This window comes from Streptomyces sp. NPDC048171, from assembly GCF_043202655.1.
In the GTDB taxonomy this organism is placed as follows: Bacteria; Actinomycetota; Actinomycetes; order Streptomycetales; family Streptomycetaceae; genus Streptomyces.
In genome coordinates this window covers 600,492-615,765 of record NZ_JBIDAU010000002.1, presented here as the reverse complement: position 1 = coordinate 615,765, position 15,274 = coordinate 600,492, and the positions used below count along the sequence as shown (strand labels likewise).

Annotated in this window: 15 protein-coding genes and 1 riboswitch; of the genes, 8 read left to right on the top strand and 7 right to left on the bottom strand. The window is 70.4% G+C overall.

Going from position 1 to position 15,274, the window contains the following annotated elements:
• Window positions 1–182: 182 nt before the first annotated feature.
• Complete coding sequence (locus ACGF3J_RS07225; RefSeq protein WP_161329970.1) at window positions 183–1,658, bottom strand: PAS domain-containing sensor histidine kinase; 1,476 nt, start codon at window positions 1,656–1,658, stop codon at window positions 183–185.
• 353 nt (window positions 1,659–2,011) lie between these two features.
• Complete coding sequence (locus ACGF3J_RS07220) at window positions 2,012–2,713, bottom strand: TetR/AcrR family transcriptional regulator (RefSeq protein WP_393853589.1); 702 nt, start codon at window positions 2,711–2,713, stop codon at window positions 2,012–2,014.
• Window positions 2,714–2,812: 99 nt separating this feature from the next.
• On the opposite strand from ACGF3J_RS07220, the gene ACGF3J_RS07215 reads away from it, so the two are divergent.
• Window positions 2,813–3,565: an SDR family oxidoreductase gene (locus ACGF3J_RS07215; protein WP_393853588.1), complete on the top strand. Its 753-nt coding sequence runs from the start codon at window positions 2,813–2,815 to the stop codon at window positions 3,563–3,565.
• Window positions 3,566–3,685: 120 nt separating this feature from the next.
• On the top strand, window positions 3,686–4,471 hold the full coding sequence (gene nagB, locus ACGF3J_RS07210) for a glucosamine-6-phosphate deaminase (RefSeq protein ID WP_393853587.1): 786 nt from the start codon (window positions 3,686–3,688) through the stop codon (window positions 4,469–4,471).
• 158 nt (window positions 4,472–4,629) lie between these two features.
• On the opposite strand, the gene ACGF3J_RS07205 is transcribed toward nagB, so the two are convergent.
• Window positions 4,630–5,262, bottom strand: a complete 633-nt coding sequence (locus tag ACGF3J_RS07205) for a type III effector protein (protein WP_393853586.1) — start codon at window positions 5,260–5,262, stop codon at window positions 4,630–4,632.
• 128 nt (window positions 5,263–5,390) lie between these two features.
• Between ACGF3J_RS07205 and ACGF3J_RS07200 the strand changes: the two genes are divergently transcribed.
• Together ACGF3J_RS07200 and ACGF3J_RS07195 are read left to right on the top strand one after the other, a co-directional pair.
• Window positions 5,391–5,822, top strand: coding sequence for an Hsp20/alpha crystallin family protein (locus ACGF3J_RS07200; RefSeq protein WP_161329965.1), 432 nt, complete (start codon window positions 5,391–5,393; stop codon window positions 5,820–5,822).
• Between the two features lie 199 nt (window positions 5,823–6,021).
• Window positions 6,022–6,465 carry a DUF2267 domain-containing protein gene (locus ACGF3J_RS07195; protein ID WP_161329964.1) on the top strand — a complete coding sequence of 148 codons (444 nt, stop codon included), beginning with the start codon at window positions 6,022–6,024 and terminating at the stop codon, window positions 6,463–6,465.
• 49 nt (window positions 6,466–6,514) lie between these two features.
• Here ACGF3J_RS07195 and ACGF3J_RS07190 read toward each other — a convergent pair whose 3' ends face one another.
• The 4 genes from ACGF3J_RS07190 to ACGF3J_RS07175 form a co-directional block, all read right to left on the bottom strand.
• On the bottom strand, window positions 6,515–8,005 hold the full coding sequence (locus ACGF3J_RS07190) for a glycoside hydrolase family 3 protein (protein WP_393853585.1): 1,491 nt from the start codon (window positions 8,003–8,005) through the stop codon (window positions 6,515–6,517).
• Window positions 8,006–8,014: 9 nt separating this feature from the next.
• Window positions 8,015–8,845 (bottom strand): carbohydrate ABC transporter permease, encoded by an 831-nt coding sequence (locus ACGF3J_RS07185; protein WP_161329962.1) that lies wholly within the window; start codon window positions 8,843–8,845, stop codon window positions 8,015–8,017.
• Window positions 8,842–9,828 carry a carbohydrate ABC transporter permease gene (locus ACGF3J_RS07180; protein WP_161329961.1) on the bottom strand — a complete coding sequence of 329 codons (987 nt, stop codon included), beginning with the start codon at window positions 9,826–9,828 and terminating at the stop codon, window positions 8,842–8,844. The genes ACGF3J_RS07185 and ACGF3J_RS07180 overlap by 4 nt, the downstream gene beginning before the upstream one ends.
• A 96-nt stretch (window positions 9,829–9,924) precedes the next feature.
• Window positions 9,925–11,202: an extracellular solute-binding protein gene (locus ACGF3J_RS07175; protein WP_161329960.1), complete on the bottom strand. Its 1,278-nt coding sequence runs from the start codon at window positions 11,200–11,202 to the stop codon at window positions 9,925–9,927.
• Between the two features lie 453 nt (window positions 11,203–11,655).
• Here ACGF3J_RS07175 and ACGF3J_RS07170 point away from each other — a divergent pair, with 453 nt between their 5' ends.
• From ACGF3J_RS07170 to ACGF3J_RS07155, 4 genes are all read left to right on the top strand, one after another.
• Window positions 11,656–12,420, top strand: a complete 765-nt coding sequence (locus ACGF3J_RS07170; RefSeq protein WP_064729762.1) for a GntR family transcriptional regulator — start codon at window positions 11,656–11,658, stop codon at window positions 12,418–12,420.
• 146 nt (window positions 12,421–12,566) lie between these two features.
• Window positions 12,567–12,824, top strand: a complete 258-nt coding sequence (locus ACGF3J_RS07165; RefSeq protein WP_161329959.1) for a DUF3311 domain-containing protein — start codon at window positions 12,567–12,569, stop codon at window positions 12,822–12,824.
• A complete protein-coding gene (gene mctP / locus ACGF3J_RS07160; protein ID WP_161329958.1) occupies window positions 12,821–14,431 on the top strand; it encodes a monocarboxylate uptake permease MctP in 1,611 nt (536 codons plus the stop codon). The genes ACGF3J_RS07165 and mctP overlap by 4 nt, the downstream gene beginning before the upstream one ends.
• 98 nt (window positions 14,432–14,529) lie before the next feature.
• Entirely contained in the window at window positions 14,530–15,036 is a 507-nt protein-coding gene (locus ACGF3J_RS07155; RefSeq protein ID WP_161329957.1) for a GNAT family N-acetyltransferase, read from the top strand.
• A gap of 47 nt (window positions 15,037–15,083) precedes the next feature.
• A riboswitch (cobalamin riboswitch) is annotated at window positions 15,084–15,246 on the top strand.
• The last annotated feature ends 28 nt before the right edge of the window (window positions 15,247–15,274 follow it).

Below are 15,274 nucleotides of genomic sequence, written 5' to 3'. Positions count from 1 at the left end.
TGGCGGCGCGTACAGCGAGTACGCATCCCCCGCTCCCGAGCCGCAGCGCGCAGTACCCCCGATGCGATCGCACGAGCACTGGCCTCGGACCTTCACTGGTCCGGGGCTTTTTGCTGTCCGCGGACTCTCCGACGACCGCCCAACCCCCCAGGGGTCACCCGAGGACCCGGCGGCCCCGCGCTCTACTTCGCCGCGGGCACGGGGATGTCCAGAATGACCTGAGTGCCGCGCTCCGGGGCCGGGACCATGTCGAAGGTGCCGCCCAGTTCGCCCTCCACCAGGGTGCGGACGATCTGCAGGCCGAGGTTGCCCGAGCGGTGCGGGTCGAAGTCGGGGGGCAGACCCACGCCGTCGTCCTGGACGGTGACCCGGAGCCGGGCCTCCTTGGGCGTGCCGCCGCGGACCGCGGAGACCTCGACCGTCCCGGTGTCGCCCTGCCGGAAGCCGTGTTCGAGGGCGTTCTGCAACACCTCGGTCAGCACCATCGAGAGCGGGGTCGCGACCTCGGCGTCGAGAATGCCGAAGCGGCCCGTGCGCCGGCCGGTCACCTTGCCCGGCGAGATCTCCGCCACCATCGCCAGCACCCGGTCGGCGATCTCGTCGAACTCCACCCGCTCGTCCAGGTTCTGGGACAGCGTCTCGTGCACGATCGCGATCGAACCGACGCGGCGCACCGCCTCCTCCAGCGCCTCGCGGCCCCGGTCGGACTCGATGCGCCGGGCCTGCAGGCGCAGCAGGGCGGCCACCGTCTGGAGGTTGTTCTTCACCCGGTGGTGGATCTCCCGGATGGTGGCGTCCTTGGTGATCAACTCGCGTTCGCGGCGGCGCAGTTCCGTGACGTCGCGCAGCAGTACGAGGGAACCGATACGTGTTCCCTTGGGCTTGAGCGGGATGGCCCGGAACTGGATCACCCCGTCGTGCGCCTCGATCTCGAACTCGCGCGGCGCCCAGCCGCTGGCCACCTTGGCCAGCGCCTCGTCCACCGGCCCGCGGGACGGGGCGAGTTCGGCGGTGGTCCGGCCCAGGTGGCAGCCCACCAGGTCGGCTGCGAGTCCCATGCGGTGGTAGGCCGACAGCGCGTTCGGGGAGGCGTACTGGACGATGCCGTCCGCGTCCAGCCGGATCAGGCCGTCGCCGACACGAGGCGAGGCGTCCATGTCGACCTGCTGGTTCTCGAACGGGAAGGCGCCGGCCGCGATCATCTGTGCGAGGTCCGAGGCGCTCTGCAGGTACGTCAGTTCCAGGCGGCTCGGCGTGCGCACGGTGAGCAGGTTGGTGTTGCGGGCGATGACTCCCAGGACGCGCCCCTGACGGCGTACCGGGATGGACTCGACCCGGACCGGGACCTCCTCGCGCCACTCCGGGTCGCCCTCGCGCACGATCCGGCCCTCGTCCAGGGCGGCGTCCAGCATGGGGCGCCGGCCGCGCGGGACGAGGTGGCCGACCATGTCGTCCTGGTAGGAGGTGGGGCCGGTGTTGGGCCGCATCTGGGCGACGGAGACGTACCGGGTGCCGTCAAGGGTGGGGACCCACAGGACCAGGTCGGCGAAGGAGAGGTCGGAGAGGAGCTGCCACTCCGAGACCAGCAGGTGGAGCCACTCGAGGTCGGAGTCGTCGAGCGCGGTGTGCTGGCGTACGAGTTCGTTCATGGAGGGCACGGGGCTGAGCGTACCTGGCGGTACACCCGCGGGCCGCGGCGCCTGGGAGGGACCCTCAACCCTCCCGGCACCGCAGCCCGGAGCAACATCGGCCGTGGGGTGTGCGGTCCCGGTCGGCCGAAGGATGAGGAGCCGGGGCAGTCAGGGCAGAGAGCTCCGGTTCCTCGGTCCGCCCTCCTGTGCGGGGAAGGCGGAAGCCTGACGATCACTTCGCGTGAGTGGCACGATCAGCGTCTCGTCACCATTCTGGACTAGACCACTAAGCGTGTCCATGCGGTGGACCGTGTTTGTTCTTGCGCGATCCGCCTGCATTCCAGGCGTCCGGGCACCCTCAGCAGCCTAACCCTGTTGGCTCAGCCGCGGGGCCAGACCGCCAGGGCAATTTCCACCAGCGCCTCCAGCTCCGTCCGGCTCGCGCCGTCGCGCGCCTGCTGGGACATGCCCTGGATCATCGCGCCGGCGTGCCGGGCCAGGGCGGCGGCGTCGGTACCCGGCGGCAGCACGCCCGCGGCGACGTCGGCCGAGATCCGGTTCTCGATCGCGGCGATGTTGGCGTTGCGCCGTACCCGCAGGGACTCCTCCACCTCGGGCGTGGAGCAGTTGGCGGCGGCGTGGACGACGAGGCAGCCGTGCGGCCGGCCGGGGACCGTGTACTCGTCGGCGGCCTCGCGCAGCATCCTCTCTATCCCCGCACGGGCGGTCGGCTCCTCGGCGAGCGCGCGGTCGCCGAAGGAGCCGTACCGCACGCCGTACTCCCGGACGACCTCCTCGAAGAGCGAGCGCTTGTCGCCGAAGGCCCTGTAGAGGCTCGGGGCGCCGATGTCCATGACCCGCGTGAGGTCGGAGACGGAGGTGGCCTCGTACCCGCGCTCCCAGAAGGCCATGAGGGCCGCCTCCAAGGCCGTCGCGCGGTCGAAGGAGCGAGGGCGTCCGCGGCCCCTGCCGGCGGCGGCCCCGGACGGCGCCCCGGACGGCACGCCCTTCCCTCCCCGCCCGCCGCTTCGCCCCTCGCCCTGCCCGTCACCGCTCTCGCCGCCGCGCTCCCTGCTCACCATGGAGTGGATTTTATAGCGGGCACTAGAGAAATGTCGCCGGACTCCTGTACGGTCATTTTTGTAGCGACCGCTATTCAAATGCGAAGGGGGGGCGCAGCCATGGGCGCGCTTGCGGGCAGGACGGCTCTCGTCACGGGAGCGAGCAGGGGCATCGGACGCGGGATCGCCGAGCGGCTGGGGCGTGACGGCGCCCGGGTCGCGGTGCACTACGGGAGGGACGAGGGGGCGGCGAAGGACACGGCGGCCGCGATCGAGGCGGCGGGTGGCTCGGCGTTCACGATCGGGGCCGACCTGCGCTCCCCCGGGGCCGCCGAGGCGCTGTGGGAGGAGTTCGACCGGCACGCCGACGGCCTGGACATCCTGGTGAACAACGCGGGGATCGGCAGCACGCATCCGATCGCGGAGATAGCCGAGGAGGAGTACGACGCGGTCTTCGCGGTCAATGTGAAGGCGCCGTTCTTCCTGCTCAAGCACGGCCTGGGGCGCCTTCGCGACGGAGGCAGGGTCATCAACGTCTCCTCGGGACTGGCCCGCACCGCGGTGATGCCGGACAACGTGGCCTACGCGATGACGAAGGGCGCGCTGGACGTGCTCTCGCGCGATCTCTCCAAGGTGCTGGGCGCCCGCGGCATCACGGTGAACTCGGTGGCCCCCGGCATCATCGACACGGACAACACGGCCGAGTTGCTGCACGGCAGCACGGAGGGCTGGGACCGGGCGGCGGCACTCTCCGCGCTGGGCGGGGTGGGGACGCCGTCGGAGGTGGCCGACGTGGTGGCGTTCCTCGCCTCGCACGAGGGCCGGTGGGTCACCGGAAGCTGGGTCGACGCGACGGGAGGTTCCCTGACGTGACACCTCCGTCGGCCTGACCGATTCGACGCGCCCGCGGGGCCCTGCTCTGTTAGATTGGTCTAAACCACATAGCCAGTCCCGGGCCCCGGGTGAGTCCTCTCTTCGAAACGGCAGGCCAGCGTGGAAGTTGTCATCGTTCCCGATGCCAAGGCGGGCGGCGAACTCATAGCCGAGGCCATGGCGCAGCTGCTCCGGCGCAAGCCCGACGCCCTGCTCGGGGTGGCCACCGGTTCCACGCCGCTGCCCGTGTACGAGGCACTGGCGGCCAAGGTGCGCTCGGGTGCCGTGGACACCGCGCGGGCGCGGATCGCCCAGCTCGACGAGTACGTGGGGCTGCCGGCGGAGCACCCGGAGTCGTACCGCTCGGTGCTGCGGCGCGAGGTGCTCGAACCGCTCGGGATCGGCATGGACGCCTTCACGGGCCCCGACGGCACGGCCACGGACGTCCAGGCGGCGTGCGAGGAGTACGACCGGGCGCTGAGCGCGGCCGGCGGGGTCGACCTCCAGCTCCTGGGCATCGGCACCGACGGACACATCGGCTTCAACGAACCGTGCTCCTCGCTGGCCTCCCGGACCAGGATCAAGACGCTCACCGAGCAGACCCGCGTCGACAACGCGCGCTTCTTCGACGGTGACATCGAGCAGGTGCCGCACCACGTGATCACGCAGGGCATCGGCACCATCCTGGAGGCGCGGCACGTGGTGCTGCTCGCCACCGGCGAGGGCAAGGCGGACGCGGTCGCCGCGAGCGTCGAGGGCCCGGTCGCGGCCGTGTGCCCGGCCTCCGCGCTGCAGCTGCACCCGCACGCCACGGTCGTCGTCGACGAGGCCGCCGCCTCCAAGCTGAAGCTCGCCGACTACTTCCGGCACACCTACGCCCACAAGCCGGACTGGCAGGGCATCTGACCGGTCCGGCAGCACCCCGGCCACCCCACCGCGGGGTGGTGTGAGGGACGCGCGAAGGGCGCCGGCACCCCGCACGGGGGCCGGCGCCCTTGTCGTACCGCCGACACTGCATTCCCGGTCGGAGGCCGACCGCCGCTATCGGGGAGCGCCGGGTGGGATCACGGGGGTGACAGGGTGTCGAGCCGGGCGGCGAGGCCGGGGTGGGCGGCGGCCAGGTGGGGGCGGGTGGCCGCCAAGGGGGCGATGAGGTCCGCGGGGTCGTCGTGGGCGAGGGCCGCATGGAGCTCGCCGAGCGGGCCGCGGGCGGCGGGGGAAAGGTCGGTGAGTGCGGTGATCTGGCCGGCGAGGCGGCGCAGATCTGCCGCGTTGCGGCGGGCCCAGGTGGCGGTGCTCCGTTCGGCGGCCCGCGCCTGGCGGGTGGCCGTCACACGCTGTTCGCCGGTGGTTCCGACGGGGCCGGGGCGGCCGCGCAGGTAGCGGCGTTCGGCGGCCTGGCGGCTGGCGACGCCGAGCGGGTGGGCGAGGTCGGCCCAGCTGGCTCCCGCGTCGCGGGCCGTTTCGATCAGGCCGGTCTCCCATCCTGCGAGCCGCTCGCGTACCTGGCCCAGCAGCATCAGGGAGGCCAGCGCCTGCTCCGGCCCGGGACCGGGGGTGTCGGGAGTGCCCTCGGCCCCTTGCTGGGCCTCGCGCAGGACGTTGTCTATGGCGTCAAGGGCCGCCGCGGCGGCAAGGAACGACGTCGGGCTGTGGGCGTCGGTGCGGGACGGGGACGGCTGGTCGGCCGGGGTCACGGGCACCCCCTCGGGCTTGTCATTGTGAAGATGACATCTCGTTTGTCATCCATTCGATGACATGCTACAACAGTGTCAGTGAAGCGCATTGGCAGCAACTGCCTGAACCTGCTGGAGGTGTATTCACGATGTTGATGCGCACTGATCCCTTCCGTGAGCTGGACCGGCTGACGCAGCAGCTGATGGGTCCGGGCACCTGGTCGAGGCCGTCGGCGATGCCGATGGACGCCTACCGCGAGGGCGACGAGTACGTGGTGGCCTTCGACCTGCCCGGCGTCAGCGCGGACGCGATCGACATCAACGTCGAGCGGAACATGCTGACGGTCAAGGCCGAGCGCCGACCGGTGGCGAAGGCCGACGACGTGCAGATGGAACTGTCCGAGCGGCCGCTGGGTGTCTTCTCCCGCCAGATCGTGCTCGCCGACACCCTCGACACCGAGCGCATCCAGGCCGACTACGACGCGGGCGTGCTCACCCTGCGCATCCCGATCGCCGAGCGCGCCAAGCCCCGCAAGATCTCCATCGGCGTCGGAACCGGCCGCAAGGAGATCGCCGGCTGACACGGCCGGACGGTGCGGAGGGCGGGCACCCGGTCTCCCCCCTTCATCCCGCCCTCCGCACCTGCTCGACCCGCTGCAGAGCACCGAACCGCTGCCGACGGAGCAGACCGCGACCTGGGACACCGCCCACAGCCCACCTGTCTGCCCTTCCGGCCCGGTGCCACACACCCGCACCCCTGCACGAAAGGCATGCACCGCAGTGATCACCGACGTGCGCGCACCGTCCGAGCACCAGCAGCCGTACGGGACGGCGTACGAGCAGATGCTGGAGAAGGTCCGCTACGAAGGCGCCTACCCCACCCTCGAGCGAGCCGACGAAGCCGTCCGCCTGGTCCTCTCGGGGCTGGGACGCCGGCTGACCGGCGACGAACGCGTCGACCTGGCCGCCTGCCTGCCCCGGGAGGCCGCGCGTGTCCTGACCGCGCAGATCCCCGACACCCGGCCGCTGACCGGATGGGCCTTCGTCAAGGACCTCGCCGCCCGCTCCGGGGCCTCCCTGGCCACCACCCGCTGGGACACCGGCTCAGTCTTCGCCGCTGTCGCCGCCCACGCGGGGCCCGACCTCATCACCCGCATCCTGCACCAGCTCCCCACCGGCTACGCGCTGCTGTTCGGCCGAGCCGAACTCAAGCGCGCCGCGTAGACCGGGAAGAGTCCCCGCACCCCCCGATCGGTTCGCACGGCGGGCGTCGTCAGATTCCGACGACCGCCTCCGCCGCCGCCCGGCCGCAGACGCGGGCCGCGCCGTAGGTGGCCAGGTGGAGGGAGCCGCGGGGTTCGGCCCGGGGGACGCCCATCTCGACGACCACCGTGTCGGGCCGGGCCGCCAGCAGGGTGTCGAGGGCCGCCGCCATCCATGGGTGGCGGTGCTCGTCGCGGACGACGGCGACGACCCGGCGCGTGCCCGCCGCGGCCAGCGCCTCGTGTCCGGCGTCGGGTCCGGTGAAGCTGCCGGTCTCCGTGCCCGGGAGCAGGCGGCGGAGTTCGGCGGCGACGCCCCAGGGGGTCTCGTCGCCGACCGCGATGTTGGCGACCGGGGTGAGGGCGGCCACGAACGGCGGCGCGGTGAGCGGGCCGAAGCCCTCGGTCGCGGTGACGCGCAGGGCACGGCGTGCCGCGCGCAGGCCCACCTCCTCGTCCGGGGCACCGGCCGTGCGGGCGTCCGGGCGGTTCGCCGCGGTCCAGCGGGACAGGGCACGGACCCGGTCGGCCGCGTCGGCCAGCCGCTCCTCGGGCAGCTCGCCCGAGCGGACGGCCTCCACCAGAGCGTCGGACAACCGCCGCACGGTGCCCTCGTCGCACAGGCCGCCGCCCACGCAGATCGCGTCGGCGCCCGCCGCGATGGCCAGGGCGCTGCCGCGTTCGATGCCGTAGGTGCCGGAGATGGCCCGCATCTCGATGCCGTCGGTGACGATGAGACCCTCGTAGCCCAGCTCCCCGCGGAGCAGGTCGGTCAGGATGCGGCGGGAGAGCGTGGCCGGGCGGTCCGGGTCGAGCGCCGGGGCGAGGATGTGGGCGCTCATCACCGCGCGGCTGCCGGCGGCGATGGCCGCGCGGAACGGCACCAGGTCGCGCTCGGCCAGCACCGACGCGTCCACGTCGATGCGCGGCACGGCGTGGTGGGAGTCGATGCCCGTGTCCCCGTGCCCCGGGAAGTGCTTGGTGCAGGTGGCGACGCCCGCCGACTGCATGCCGGTGACGTAGGCGGCGGTGTGCCGGGCGACCAGGTCGGTGCTCGCGCCGAAGGAGCGGACGCCGATGACCGGGTTGTCCGGGTTGGAGTTCACGTCGGCGGACGGGGCCCAGTTGAAGTTGACGCCGCAGTCCGCGAGCCGGCGTCCCAGTTCGGCGGCGACCTCGCGGGTGAGGCCCACGTCGTCCACCGCGCCGAGGGCGTGGTTGCCGGGGAAGGAGGAGCCGGTGCGCACCTCGAGGCGGGTGACGTCGCCGCCCTCCTCGTCGATGGCGACCAGCACGTCCTCGCGTTCCGCGCGCAGCTGCGCGGTCAGGGCCGCCACCTGTTCGGGTGTCCTGACGTTCCGCCCGAACAGGGCGACGGAGGCCAGGCCCTCGCCGAGCCGGCGGAGCAGCCAGTCGGGGGCGGTGGTGCCGGAGAAGCCGGGCTGGAGGACGGTGAGCGCGTTCTGCGTGAGTGTGTCGGTGCCGCTGGCGATGGTCGTCATCGGGTGGCGTTATCCCTTCACGGCGCCGGCGGTCAGGCCGCTGACGGCCTTGCGCTGGAGGAAGACGAAGAGGATCAGGATCGGGATGGCGAAGAGGGACGACGCGGCCATGGTCGCACCCCAGTCGTCGCCGAACTGGGTCTGGAAGCTGGACAGCCACAGCGGCAGCGTCTTGGCCTCGGTGTCCTTGTTGAGGACCAGGACGAGGGCGAACTCGTTCCACGCGGTGATGAAGCCGAACAGCGAGGTGGACATCAGGCCCGGCGCGAGCAGCGGCAGGATGACCCGGCGGAACGCCTGGGCGCGGGTGCAGCCGTCGACCATCGCGGACTCCTCCAGCTCCTTGGGCACCGCGGCGACGAAGCCGCGCAGCGTCAGGATGGTGAAGGGCAGGATCATCATCATGTAGAAGAGCGTCAGCGGTACGAGGCTGTTCAGCATCGACGCGTCGCGCACGATCATGTACATCGCGATGACCATGACTTCCCAGGGCGCCATCTGGGCCAGCATGAAGCCGATGACGAAGCCGCGCCGCCCCTTGAACCGCATCCGCGCCAGGGCGAAGGACCCGGCCAGCGCGATGATCAGGGAGAAGACGACCGCGAGGACCGTCACCGTGAGCGAGTTGGTGACGTACGTCCAGAAGTGGTCGGCGCCGGTCGCGGTCCTGAAGTGGTCGAAGGTGATGTCGGTCGGGAACCAGACCGGGTTGTCGGCGAGGATGTCGCCCCGCGGCTTGAGGGACGTGGCGAACATCCAGTACACGGGGAAGACGAAGCCGATGAACAGGACGACCGCCGTGGCGTTGGGCCAGACGCGGCCGAAGAGCGAGCGCTTCACAGCTCGTCCTCCTCTTGCTTGAGCACGATCCTGAGGTAGTAGGCGGTCAGGCCGAGCAGGATCAGGATGGTCAGGACGGCGATCGCCGCGCCCATGCCGTAGTGCTGGTTGCCGACGCCCTCGACGTAGGCGTACACGGGCAGGATCTCGGTGAGCCGGTCCGGGCCGCCCTCGTTGAATGTGTAGACCTGCACGAACGCCTTGAAGACCCAGATGATCTCCAGGAAGGTCGTCGCGTAGAGGAAGGGGCGCAGGAACGGCATGGTGACCGTGGTGAAGCTCCGCCAGACGCCGGCGCCGTCGAGGGACGCGGCCTCATAGAGCTCGCCCGGGATGGTGGTGGTCGCCGCGTACAGGTTGATCGCGACGAACGGGATGGACATCCAGACGATCAGCATGGTCACGACGAAGAACGTCGACATCTGGCTGCTGGTCCAGCTGTAGTCGGCCATGGAGTGCCAGCCGAGCTTGTCCAGCACCCAGTTGACGACGCCGTAGCGGGTGGCGAAGAGCCACTGGTAGACGGTGGTTGCGGCCACCACGGGCATCGCCCAGGCCAGCACCAGGCCGCTCAGCAGGAGGAAACGCATCCGCCTGCCGAGGCGGGCGAGCAGCAGGCCGATCAGGGTGCCGAGCACCATGATCAGGGCGACGTTGGCCGCCGTGAAGAGGATCGAGCGGAGGGTGACCCGCCAGAACTGCTCGCTGGTGAGGGTCTCCTTGTAGTTCTCTACGCCGTTCCACTCGGTGACGTGCTGGATCAGCTGCGCCATGTTGAGGTTCTGGAAGGACAGCAGGACGTCCTTCAGCAGCGGCCAGCCGAGCAGCAGCACGGAGGCCGCGACGGCGGGCAGCAGCAACAGGTACGGGGCGAGGGCGCCGACGCGCGACGCGGCTCTCGTTCTCGGTCCGCCGGATCCCCCGCCGTCCGCCTTGCGGACGTCCGCCGGGCCCGAGGGCGGCCGTTCGGTCTGCACGGTCATGCTCGCGTTCTCTCTTCTCGACCTGTGTACGTCGACCCGCGTACGGTCGCCGGGGCGGGAGCCGTCACCGGCCACCCCGCCCCGGCACACCCGGTGTTACTGCTGCTGCGACAGGCGCTTGTTGAACTCTTCCTCGACCTGCTTGGCCGCCTCGGCGGTGCTCTTGCCGTTGAGCACGGCGGTCATGTAGGTCTTGATCGGGTTGGGCGCGTTCTCGACCGCGGCCCACTCCGGGATCAGCGGCGTGGTGCCACCGCCCCCGGCGGCCGGCGCGGCGGCCTCCGCGGCGGCGTTGCCCTTCAGGTTGGACTGGAGCGAGTCCTTGTTCGGGATGACGCCGTTGGCCTTGGCCAGCGCGCCCTCGAACTCGTCGGAGAGCGTGACCTTCAGGAACTCCTTGGCCAGCTCCTGCTTCTTGCTGCCCGCGGCGACGGCCAGGTTGGAGCCGCCGAGGAAGACGCCCTCGGGCTTCTCCGCCGTCGTACCCGGGATGGTGAAGTAGCCGAGGTCCTTCTCGATCGCCGGGTTGGTCTCGATCGCGATGCCGGCTTCCCAGCCCATGCCGATGAAGGCGCCGGTCTTGCCCTTGGCGAAGACCTCACCCTGCTGCGGGGTGGCCTCGTCCTTGTCCTTGGGGGCCTTGGAGAGGGACTGGAACTTCTTGTACGTCTCCATGGCCGCGGCGACCTTCGGGTCGGCCAGGTTGGAGACGTACTTGTCGCCGTCCTTCTTGACCAGTTCGGCGCCCTCGCCGATCGCGAGACCGACGAAGTGGTACCAGTTCTGGCCCGGCAGGTAGATGGGCTCGGCGTCGGTCTTGTCGCCGATGGTCTTGAGGTCGGCGTAGAACTCGTCGCGGGTCTTGGGCAGTTCCTTGATGCCCGCGTCCGCCCAGACCTTCTTGTTGTAGACCACCACGCGGTTGACCACGAACCACGGGGCGGCGTACTGCTTGCCGTCGAAGACGGCGGACTCGTTCAGCGACTCGGACCAGTCCGTGCCGATCGAGCTCTTCAGGTCGGCCAGGTCGGCGAGACCACCGGTCTTCGCGTAGGCCGGCGTCTGGGTGTTGCCGATCTCGAAGACGTCCGGCGGGTTCTCCTCGGACAGGGCGGTCGTCAGCTTCTGCTGAATCCCGTTCCACGTCTGGACCTCGAACTTGACCTTCGCCTTCGTCTTCTTCTCGAAGGCGGCCGCCACGTCCTTCTGCCACTGGTCCGGCGAGGACCCGTCCATCACCCACACGGTGAGCGTCTCGCCGGCGTAGCCGTCCGCCCCGGCCTTCTTGCCGTCGTCGCCGCTGTCGCCCCCGCACGCCGCGATCGAGACCATCATGCCCGCGATACCGATCGCGGCTATCAGCTTGCGCTTCACGCCACCCTCCTCAGGGATGCCACAAAACCCCCCTGCCTCCCCGCGGTTGCTCGTCGACGCGGACCGCCCATGGGGCCGGGACCTGGACCAATGGTGTAGACCAGTACGGGGAGCTTGGCCCAGACCAATAGGGCTGTCAAGGGTGTTCAACCACGCTCCCCGCGTCCGTGATGCGACCGAGATATGCAGGGACCTTTCATTGCGCAAGCCCCAGATCGGGCGGACCGGGAGCGGGTGTACCACCACCCGCCGAACGACGTGCCGGCACGGTCCCGAACGCGCGTACCAGCGACGTCCGACCCTGCTGTGGACTAGACCAAGGGGGGTCCCGGGGGTATACAGAAGGGATCACGGAGCGTGCGGGGCCATCCCGGCGCGAAGCCGTGCCACGATGTGAGCCGTGACCGACAGGAATGCCGGTCACTTCGGCACCCGGAGCCGGGAAGGCAGAGCATGAGCACCGACGTCAGCAGTGCGGAGAACGAGGGTGGGGCGACCGTCCGTACCGCGCGCGTGCCCAAGTACTACCGTCTGAAGAAGCATCTGCTCGACATGACCCGGACACAGACACCGGGCACGCCGGTCCCGCCGGAGCGCACCCTGGCAGCCGAGTTCGACACCTCGCGCACCACCGTGCGCCAGGCCCTCCAGGAACTGGTGGTGGAGGGCCGCCTGGAGCGCATCCAGGGCAAGGGCACCTTCGTCGCCAAGCCCAAGGTGTCGCAGGCGCTGCAACTCACCTCCTACACCGAGGACATGCGGGCCCAGGGCCTCGAACCCACCTCGCAGCTGCTGGACATCGGCTACATCACCGCCGACGACCGGCTCGCCGGGCTCCTCGACATCACGGCCGGCGGGCGGGTGCTGCGCATCGAGCGGCTGCGCATGGCCAACGCCGAGCCGATGGCCATCGAGACCACCCACCTCTCGGCGAAGCGCTTCCCCGCGCTGCGCCGGTCCCTGGTGAAGTACACGTCCCTCTACACCGCGCTGGCCGAGGTGTACGACGTCCATCTCGCCGAGGCCGAGGAGACCATCGAGACCTCGCTGGCCACCCCGCGCGAGGCCGGCCTGCTCGGCACCGACGTGGGCCTGCCGATGCTGATGCTCTCCCGGCACTCCCTGGACCGCACCGGCCAGCCGGTGGAGTGGGTGCGGTCGGTGTACCGGGGCGACCGGTACAAGTTCGTGGCCCGCCTGAAGCGCCCCCAGGACTAGCGCAAACCGGACAGAACATACCGCTCCCGACCGCGAAGTTGCAGTTCAGGACCGATATGCGGACGAGGGCTTCCGCTGTCCTGACGCCGTCACCTACATTTCGTGCGCACTGCACGAGGTGATCAGCGAGGGGACGGAGCCACCGCATGTCACAAGCCCCGGAAGTGAGCAGAGGCCCGGTGGTGACGCCTGTGCGCGTCGTCATCGGCCTCTGCCTAGTCGCACCGTTCGTCGCCATGCTCTGGGTGGGTTCGTACGCGAAGACGGACCCGACCTTCATCGGCATACCGTTCTTCTACTGGTACCAAATGGCGTGGGTCCTCATCTCCACCGTGCTCACGGTGGTCGCGTACCAGCTGTGGCAGCGTGACCAGCGCGCCCGCCGGGAAGGCGGGGCCAAATGAACGACGGCGTGAACGGCGTCGCGCTCGGCGTCTTCATCTTCTTCTTCGTCCTCGTCACCGCCATGGGCTTCCTGGCCGCCCGCTGGCGCCGGGCCGCGAACGAGCACAGCCTCGACGAGTGGGGCCTCGGCGGCCGCTCGTTCGGCACCTGGGTCACCTGGTTCCTGCTGGGCGGCGACCTGTACACCGCGTACACCTTCGTCGCCGTTCCGGCGGCGATCTACGCGGCGGGCGCGGCCGGCTTCTTCGCGGTGCCGTACACCATCCTCGTCTACCCGCTGATCTTCACCTTCCTGCCGCGCCTGTGGTCGGTCTCCCACAAGCACGGATACGTGACGACCTCGGACTTCGTGCGCGGCCGCTTCGGCTCGAAGGGGCTGTCGCTGGCGGTCGCCGTCACCGGCATCCTCGCGACGATGCCGTACATCGCGCTCCAGCTGGTCGGCATCCAGGCCGTGCTGGACGTGATGGGCGTCGGCGGCGGCGAGGACACCAACTGGTTCATCAAGGACCTGCCGCTGCTGATCGCGTTCGGCGTGCTGGCGGCGTACACCTACTCGTCGGGGCTGCGCGCCCCCGCACTGATCGCGTTCGTCAAGGACACGCTGATCTACATCGTGATCGCGGTGGCGATCATCTACATCCCGATCAAGCTCGGCGGCTTCGACGACATCTTCGCCGCGGCGAACGACAAGTTCACCGCGTCGGGCAACGGCGGCCTGGTGCCGAACCACGGCGGGCAGTGGACGTACGCCACGCTGGCGCTCGGCTCGGCCCTGGCGCTCTTCATGTACCCGCACTCGATCACCGCGACGCTGTCCTCCCGCAGCCGTGAGGTGATCCGGCGCAACACCACGATCCTGCCGCTGTACTCGCTGATGCTGGGGCTGCTCGCGCTGCTGGGCTTCATGGCGATCGCGGCGGGCGTCAAGGTGGAGAACGGGCAGCTGGCGATCCCGCAGCTGTTCGAGAACATGTTCCCGGACTGGTTCGCGGGCGTGGCCTTCGCGGCCATCGGCATCGGCGCGCTGGTGCCGGCGGCGATCATGTCGATCGCGGCGGCGAATCTCTTCACCCGCAACATCTACAAGGACTTCATCAAGCCGGACGCCACCCCGGCCCAGGAGACCAAGGTCTCCAAGCTGGTGTCGCTGCTGGTGAAGGTGGGCGCGCTGGTCTTCGTCCTGGGCATGGACAAGACGGTCGCGATCAACTTCCAGCTGCTCGGCGGCATCTGGATCCTGCAGACCTTCCCGGCGCTGGTCGGCGGCCTGTTCACGCGCTGGTTCCACCGCTGGGCGCTGCTCGGCGGCTGGGCGGTCGGCATGGTCTACGGCACGGTCGCCGCGTACGGTGTGGCCTCCCCGACGCAGAAGCACTTCGGCGGCTCCTCCGACGAGATCCCCGGCATCGGCGAGATCGGTTACATCGGTCTCACCGCCTTCGTGCTGAACATCCTGGTCACCGTGGTCCTGACCTTCGTCCTGCGGGCGGTCAAGGCGCCCGACGGCGTCGACGAGACCAAGCCGAGCGACTACACGGCGGACGCGGGCGACCCGGGCGTCGAGGTCGAACTGCCGCCGGCCACGGCGGGTACCTCGCACTAGGTCCTTCGTAGAGGTCCTTCGCAGAGGTCTTCCTCGTCAGCGGGCCGTCGGAGAAATCCGGCGGCCCGTTGTCGTACCCGTCGGGCACACTCGGGGTCATGGACTTCGTGATCCGGCGGGCGGCGGCCGAGGAGTACGACACCCTCGGCGAGATCACCGCACAGGCCTATCTGCGCGACGGCCTCCTCGACTTCGGGGACGACGACGCGTACCTGCACGAGCTGCGCGCCGTGGCCAAGCGGGCGGCGGCCGCCGAGGTGCTGGTCGCCGCGGCGGACGGCGGGGTGCTCGGCGGCGTGACCTTCGTGCCCTCCGGCGGGCCCATGGCGGACATCGCCCGGCCCGGTGAGGCCGAGATACGCATGCTCGCCGTCGCCCGCGAGGCACGCGGACGCGGGGCCGGCGAGGCGCTCGTGCGGGCCTGCGTCGACCGCGCCCGGTCCGTGGAGGGCTGCGTGCGCGTCGTGCTGTCCACCCAGGCCACCATGCGCACCGCCCACCGCCTCTACGCGCGCCTGGGCTTCACCCGCACCCCGGACCGCGACTGGAACCCCTTGCCGGAGCTGGACGACATCACTCTCCTCACCTACGAACTGACGCTCTGACACCACCCCGACACGCTGGCGGACACAACATCTGGGGGTGCTGGCGGAGCCCGGCACAAGATGTATGCTCGTGCTCGCTGTCGTCGCAGGGGAATCCGGTGTGAATCCGGAACTGTCCCGCAACGGTGTACATGCGTGTATCCGTACGTTCTCGGACGTACGTGCACGCGTGCCTCAGTCCGAGGACCTGCCGACAGTGTGCCCGGCCTCCCGGCCCGGGTGCCATGACGTCCGGGCC